This is a genomic window from Mycobacterium sp. 1245499.0 (genome assembly GCF_001673615.1).
Taxonomy (GTDB): domain Bacteria; phylum Actinomycetota; class Actinomycetes; order Mycobacteriales; family Mycobacteriaceae; genus Mycobacterium; species Mycobacterium europaeum_A.
This window is the reverse complement of the sequence record NZ_LZMG01000368.1, coordinates 1-5,816: the sequence shown is the minus strand read 5'-3', so window position 1 is coordinate 5,816 and position 5,816 is coordinate 1. Positions and strand designations below refer to the sequence as shown.

The 5,816-nt window shown below is 65.4% G+C and carries 7 protein-coding genes and 1 pseudogene; 2 read left to right on the top strand and 6 right to left on the bottom strand.

What is annotated here, in order from left to right; genetic code table 11:
* The 6 genes and pseudogenes from A5646_RS22990 to A5646_RS22965 form a co-directional block, all read right to left on the bottom strand.
* Nucleotides 1-316: pseudogene (locus A5646_RS22990) on the bottom strand (2-deoxyribose-5-phosphate aldolase); the annotation flags it as partial.
* Entirely contained in the window at nucleotides 316-756 is a 441-nt protein-coding gene (locus A5646_RS22985) for a DUF2599 domain-containing protein (protein WP_067024423.1), read from the bottom strand. The pseudogene A5646_RS22990 and the gene A5646_RS22985, both read right to left, overlap by 1 nt.
* 4 nt (nucleotides 757-760) lie before the next feature.
* Complete coding sequence (locus tag A5646_RS22980; protein ID WP_066864690.1) at nucleotides 761-1,048, bottom strand: DUF2516 family protein; 288 nt, start codon at nucleotides 1,046-1,048, stop codon at nucleotides 761-763.
* Nucleotides 1,049-1,135: 87 nt separating this feature from the next.
* Nucleotides 1,136-1,750 carry a heparin-binding hemagglutinin HbhA gene (hbhA, locus tag A5646_RS22975; protein ID WP_066864698.1) on the bottom strand — a complete coding sequence of 205 codons (615 nt, stop codon included), beginning with the start codon at nucleotides 1,748-1,750 and terminating at the stop codon, nucleotides 1,136-1,138.
* Nucleotides 1,751-2,030: 280 nt separating this feature from the next.
* Nucleotides 2,031-2,447, bottom strand: a complete 417-nt coding sequence (locus tag A5646_RS22970) for a helix-turn-helix domain-containing protein (RefSeq protein WP_066864693.1) — start codon at nucleotides 2,445-2,447, stop codon at nucleotides 2,031-2,033.
* 93 nt (nucleotides 2,448-2,540) lie between these two features.
* Entirely contained in the window at nucleotides 2,541-3,923 is a 1,383-nt protein-coding gene (locus A5646_RS22965; protein ID WP_156765678.1) for a DUF445 domain-containing protein, read from the bottom strand.
* Between the two features lie 135 nt (nucleotides 3,924-4,058).
* On the opposite strand from A5646_RS22965, the gene A5646_RS22960 reads away from it, so the two are divergent.
* Together A5646_RS22960 and A5646_RS22955 are read left to right on the top strand one after the other, a co-directional pair.
* On the top strand, nucleotides 4,059-4,778 hold the full coding sequence (locus A5646_RS22960; RefSeq protein WP_066864695.1) for a TetR/AcrR family transcriptional regulator: 720 nt from the start codon (nucleotides 4,059-4,061) through the stop codon (nucleotides 4,776-4,778).
* A 186-nt stretch (nucleotides 4,779-4,964) separates the two neighbouring features.
* A partial coding sequence (locus A5646_RS22955; RefSeq protein WP_067024426.1) for a cyclopropane mycolic acid synthase family methyltransferase occupies nucleotides 4,965-5,816 on the top strand: 852 nt, incomplete at its 3' end.

Here is a 5,816-nt window from a genome sequence, read left to right as displayed (position 1 = left end):
CGTCGAGCAGCGCCGCCCCCACGTCGATGACCATGTCGACCTCGGTGGCCCCGGCCGCGACGGCCAGGGCCGCCTCGTGCGCCTTCACCGCCGGGAGGTGCTTGCCCGAGGGGAAACCCGCCACGGCGGCCACCCGCAGCCCGGTGCCGGCCCGCACCGCGACGGGGACCATCGAGGGCGAGACGCATACCGCGTAGACGCCCAGTTCGCCCGCTTCGGCGACCAGGGCGGCCACGTCGGCGCCGGTTGCTTCGGGTTTGAGCAGCGTGTGGTCGACGAACGCCGCCAACTGCGCTCGGCTGGGTTGGGTTGGCATCAGAAGGATTCTTCCGGACCGCCGGGATTGCAGCCCGAGGCGACCATCTCGGCGTCGTCGACGACCGGTCGCCACGGCTCGAGGTTCCAGCTGACCTTGCCGGGCTGGGCGAGTTCGGCGAACTCCCAGTGGCAGAGGAACTGCGCGCGCATGCCGGCGGTGTCGGCGTCCGGGGACGCGGCGAGCACCTCGGCCCAGGCCTCTTCGGCCAGGGCGGTGGTTGCGGGGATGCGCGAGGCGGCCCGGCCGGCCGGCGACGGAAACACCCGCAGGCTGCTGCGGCCCTGCCACTGCGCCCACTGGGTGTGGTCGATGTACGGCGGGGACGGCGCGGGCGGTTCGGCCGCGCCGCTACCGGGGTCCGGCGCGGCGGCAGCGGGCGGTATCGGACAAGCCAGGGCGACGAGCACCGCGACCGGCGCCGTCAGCAGGGCCATCATTGCGCTAGCGCGACTTACCTTGTATCTCAAGCAGTTTGGGCCGCACATCGACCAGGTACACACCGGCGGCACAGGCCGCGATCGCCATACCGAGCACGCCGAACACGAAACCCAAGATGGATGTCAGGGCGACGGCCCCTCCCAGGATCAGCAACCACACGGGCTTGGTCAGCTTCTCGGCGGCGGTGTAGGCGTCGGGTCGTTGCAGCGCAGCATGCACGAACGCGTAGATGGCCGTGACCAAGACGGCGATCTGCAAGACCAGCATGACGGTTTGCACGAGGTGGCTCACGCCCTAAGGGTATGCGGGCACCCGCCAAAACGTCGACTCCGAGTCACCCGGAGGCGACTCGGAGCCCAACGTCGTGAAATGTCGTGCTTACTTCTGGGTGACCTTCTTGGCGGCCGCCTTCTTGGCCGGCGCCTTCTTGGCCGGCGCCTTCTTGGCGGGCGCCTTCTTGGCGGGCGCGTTCACGGCCTTCTGCGCCTTCTTGGTGGCCGCTTCGGTCTTGCCGGGCAGCTCGATGCCGACCAGCTTGGCGGCGCGCTCGCCGACCGCGCGGGTCTGCGAGGCGACGGTGCCGAGAGCTTCCTGCGTCAGCTCGACGGCCTGGTCGACGTAGCCCTCGGCACGCGCGGAGGCGTCCTCGAACGCGGTCTGGTTACGCAGCCGCTGCAGGGCCGCCTCACCGCGCTCGACCAGCTCGTTGTACCGGCTGGTCGCCGCCTCGAGGTAGCCCTCGGCGGCCTTGCGCAGCTCTTCGGTGGTGAACTTGTCGCGCAGCTCGGTGAACTGGTCGGGCAGGTCCTCCTGCAGCTTGGTCAGGCGAGCGCGACGTTCCTCGACCCGGGTACGGGTCTCGGCGCGGGTTTCCTCGGCGCGCTCCCGCAGGCCGGCGATCAGGTCGTTGACGGTGGCCAGGGCCAGGTCGGCCGCGCCCAGGGCTGCGAGCAGCGGGGCCCGCAAATCTTCGATGTTCGTGTTTTCCGCCATGGTTTTTCCTTTCATGCTGTGTTTTCGCTATCGGCGTTATTCGGTGTTATTGGCTGTCTGGTCGAGAAGTTAGGTGCAAACGTCTCCTTCGCAACTGGGGCCGCCAATGCCGGGGCGGTTCGTCCAGCGGTTCAGCTGGAACCCGGTAGGTCTTCCACGGTGGGTAACCGCGACGGCCGGTCGTCTATACATCACCAACTCGCTACCGCGATGCGCAGAGTCCGCTTTCTCGGGTAAACGCCCAGCACAGCTGGCTACCGTGCCGGATCGAACGGACTGCTCACTCGCTGTCGGATTCGGTCGGACACTCCTCTGGGATCGATTCGTTTTGCTGGGTGAACGATGAATAGATGTCGAGCAGAATTTGCTTTTGGCGCTCGGTGATCGCAGTGTCGGTGACGATCGCGTCCCGCACCTGACTTTTGTCGCTGGGCTCGAGAATCCCGGCGCGCACATAGAGAACCTCGGCGGAAACCCGAAGGGCCTTCGCGATCTGGTTCAGGACATCGGCGGAGGGCTTACGCAATCCACGCTCCACCTGGCTCAAATATGGATTGCTGACCCCGGACTTTTCGGCGAGTTGGCGCACCGACACCTGCGCGAGTTCACGCTGGCTGCGGATGAAACTGCCGATGTCGGAGGCCACTTCGGAGGCAGCGTTGGACACCTTGGCGGAGAGCTTCTCCTCGGGCGTCATGGCGTGCTCCTGGTCGGCGACTGATCTTGACGCGGATCAGACTACTACAAGTGCTTGCTATTGCAAGCACTTGTTAGCACTACTAGAAATCCGTTAAATCAGTAGCTGCGCGACGGCATAAATCGCCAAACCCGCCAGCGACCCGACGACGGTTCCATTGATCCGAATAAATTGCAGGTCACGGCCGACGTGCAATTCGATGCGCCGGCTGGCCTCCTCGGCGTCCCAGCGCTCGATCGTGTCGGTGATGATCGCGGTGATCTCCACGCCGTACTGCGAAACCAGATGCTGAGCCGCCCGGACCAGCCAGTTGTCGACCTTGTCGCGCAGGTCCGCGTCGTCGCGCAGCGATTCCCCGATGCGGACCACGGTGTCGGCGATCCGGGTGCGCAGCGTGCTGGACGGGTCGTCCACGCCCTCGAGCACCAGCCGCTTCAGCGTCTTCCACGCGGTCGCGGCGGCGTTGGCGATCTCGTCGCGCGCCATCAGCTGTTCTTTGATCGCATCGGCGCGCGCGATGGTGTCCGGGTCATGCTGCAGGTCGTCGGCGAAGTCGAACAAAAAGCGGGTGGCCGAGCGGCGCAGTTCGTGGTCGGGGTTGCGGCGCACCTTGTCGGTGAAGTCCATCAGCTCGCGGTGGATGCGGTCGCCGACGAGATGGTCGACGAAGCGCGGCGACCAGGTCGGTGAGTCACGCTCGACCACCCGCTGGATGACCTCGCCGGCCTTCAGTGACCACTGAAAGGCCCGGTCGGCCAGCAACTGGATCAGCGCCTCCTGCCGGTGCTCGGCCAGCAGCGTCGCCAGCACGCGCCCGACCGGCGGCCCCCACTGCGGCTCGGCGATGCGGCGCACGATCATCCGGTCGATCACCTGCTGGACGTCGTCGTCGCGCAGCAGTTCGACCAGCACCCGCAGCACCGTGGCCGTCTCGCTGGCCACCCGCTCGGCGTGGGCGGTCTCGGAGAGCCACTTACCGAGCCGGCCGGACACCTGGGCGTCGCGCAGCTTGGTTTCCACCACCTCCGGCGACAGGAAGTTCTCCCGCACGAAGGTGCCCAGGCCCTCGCCCAGCTGGTCCTTCTTGCGCTTGATGATCGCGGTGTGCGGGATGGGAATGCCCAGCGGGTGGCGGAACAGCGCTGTCACCGCGAACCAGTCCGCCAGGGCGCCCACCATCCCGGCCTCGGCGGCGGCGCCGACGTATCCCACCCAGGCCCCCAGGCTGGCGTGCGCCTGGGCCCACCGGCAGGCCAGGAACACGCCGGTGGCACCGATCAGAAAACCCAGTGCCACCATCTTCATCCGGCGCAGCGCCACTCTGCGCTGCGCGTCGGCCTCGGGGTCGGCGCCGGCGAAGGATTCGGCAAAGGATGCGCGCCCCGCGTTCGCCGCGGTCAGTGGCGTCGCCGAATTGGGCCTCGCCGCCGGCGGGCCGGACGCTTCGCCTCGCACCGAGGCTCGATGTGCCACCACTCCATCATCTATCTTTCCCACGAATTGGTGTGACGACACTGTTCGCGACGTCTCACCCACGCCCGGCCAGGGCAGGAAACCGACCCCCTCACGCCGTAAGATCAGGGGCGTCTAGGGAATGGGAATTAGGCGACAGTGGCAGAGCATATTACGGCTGTGAGCGTCAAAATGGATGGGCGCAAGCGGCGCTGGCATCAACACAAAGTGGAGCGTCGTAACGAACTGGTCGACGGCACGATCGACGCGATTCGCCGACTGGGTGGCGCGCTGAGCATGGATGAGATCGCCGCCGAGATCGGGGTCTCCAAAACGGTGCTGTACCGCTATTTCGTCGACAAGAACGACCTGACGACGGCTGTGATGATGCGGTTCACCCAGACCACCCTGATTCCCAACATGGCCGCGGCGCTGACGTCCAACCTCGACGGCTTCGACCTGGCGCGCGAGATCATCCGCGTCTACGTCGAAACCGTCGCGAACGAGCCCGAGCCGTACCGATTCGTGATGGCCAACAGTTCGGCCAGCAAGAGCAAGGTCCTTGCCGACTCCGAGCGCATCATCGCCCGCATGCTCGCTGTGATGATGCGCCGCCGCATGCAACAGGCCGGGATGGACACCGGCGGCGCGGAACCATGGGCGTATCTGATCGTCGGCGGGGTGCAGCTGGCCACCCACTCCTGGATGTCCAACCCGCGGATGAGCCGCGACGAGTTGATCGACTATCTGACCATGCTGAGCTGGAACGCCCTCAAGGGCATCGTCGAGGTCGGCGGATCGCTGGAGAAATTCCGCGAGGAGCCCCACCCGTCGCCGATCGTGCCGCCCCGCGGGCTCGACGGCGGGTCCGGTCTGTAAAGCGGCCCCGGGAGCGACTGGAGTTTTTGGGGATTACACCCGCTCCATGTGAGCTTGAACGCGCCTTGGGAATGCGACTTGAACAGCCCCAGGTATTAGCATGCAGGGGAGTATCGGGGGATCAGCGGGGCTGTCGGTTGGCTGTCTACCCCTGTCCCCAAGCAGTTCAGAAAGGCTCGTATCGACATGTCTGTGCAGCTCACGCCGCATTTTGGAAACGTGCAAGCCCATTACGACTTGTCCGACGACTTCTTTCGGCTGTTCCTGGATCCCACACAGACCTACAGCTGTGCCTACTTCGAGCGCGACGACATGACGCTCGAGGAGGCGCAGATCGCCAAAATCGATCTGGCGCTGGGCAAATTGAAGCTCGAACCCGGGATGACGCTGCTGGACATCGGTTGCGGCTGGGGGGCCACCCTGCGGCGGGCCATCGAGAAGTACGACGTCAACGTCATCGGAATCACGCTGAGCCGCAATCAGTTTGAGTACAGCAAGAACAAGCTGGCCGGATTGCCGACCAGTCGCAACATCGAGGTGCGGTTGCAGGGCTGGGAAGAGTTCGAGGACAATGTCGACCGGATCGTCACGATTGGCGCCTTCGAAGCTTTCAAGATGGAGCGCTATCCCGCATTTTTCGAACGCGCCTACGAGATCCTTCCCGACGACGGCCGAATGCTGTTGCACACCATCTTGACCTACACGCAAAAGCAGCAGCACGAGCGCGGTGTTTCGATCACGATGAGCGATATCCGATTCGCTCGATTCATCGGCCAGGAAATTTTCCCGGGTGGACAACTCCCGGCGCAGGAAGACATTTTCAAATTCGGCGAGGCGGCGGGCTTCACGATCGAGCGGGTGCAGCTGCTGCAGCAGCATTACGCGCGGACCCTCAACATTTGGGCGGCCAACCTGGAGGCCAATAAGGACAAGGCGGTCGCCCTGCAGTCCCAGGAGGTCTACGACCGGTACATGAAGTACCTGACCGGCTGCGCGAAGTTGTTCCGTGCGGGCTACACCGACGTCAATCAGTTCACG

Excerpts from the sequence above, each read along its gene's own strand:
- A5646_RS22985 (WP_067024423.1), bottom strand. The coding sequence starts at position 756 with ATGATGGCCCTGCTGACGGCGCCGGTCGCGGTGCTCGTCGCCCTGGCT.
- hbhA (WP_066864698.1), bottom strand. The coding sequence starts at position 1,750 with ATGGCGGAAAACACGAACATCGAAGATTTGCGGGCCCCGCTGCTCGCA.
- A5646_RS22970 (WP_066864693.1), bottom strand. The coding sequence starts at position 2,447 with ATGACGCCCGAGGAGAAGCTCTCCGCCAAGGTGTCCAACGCTGCCTCC.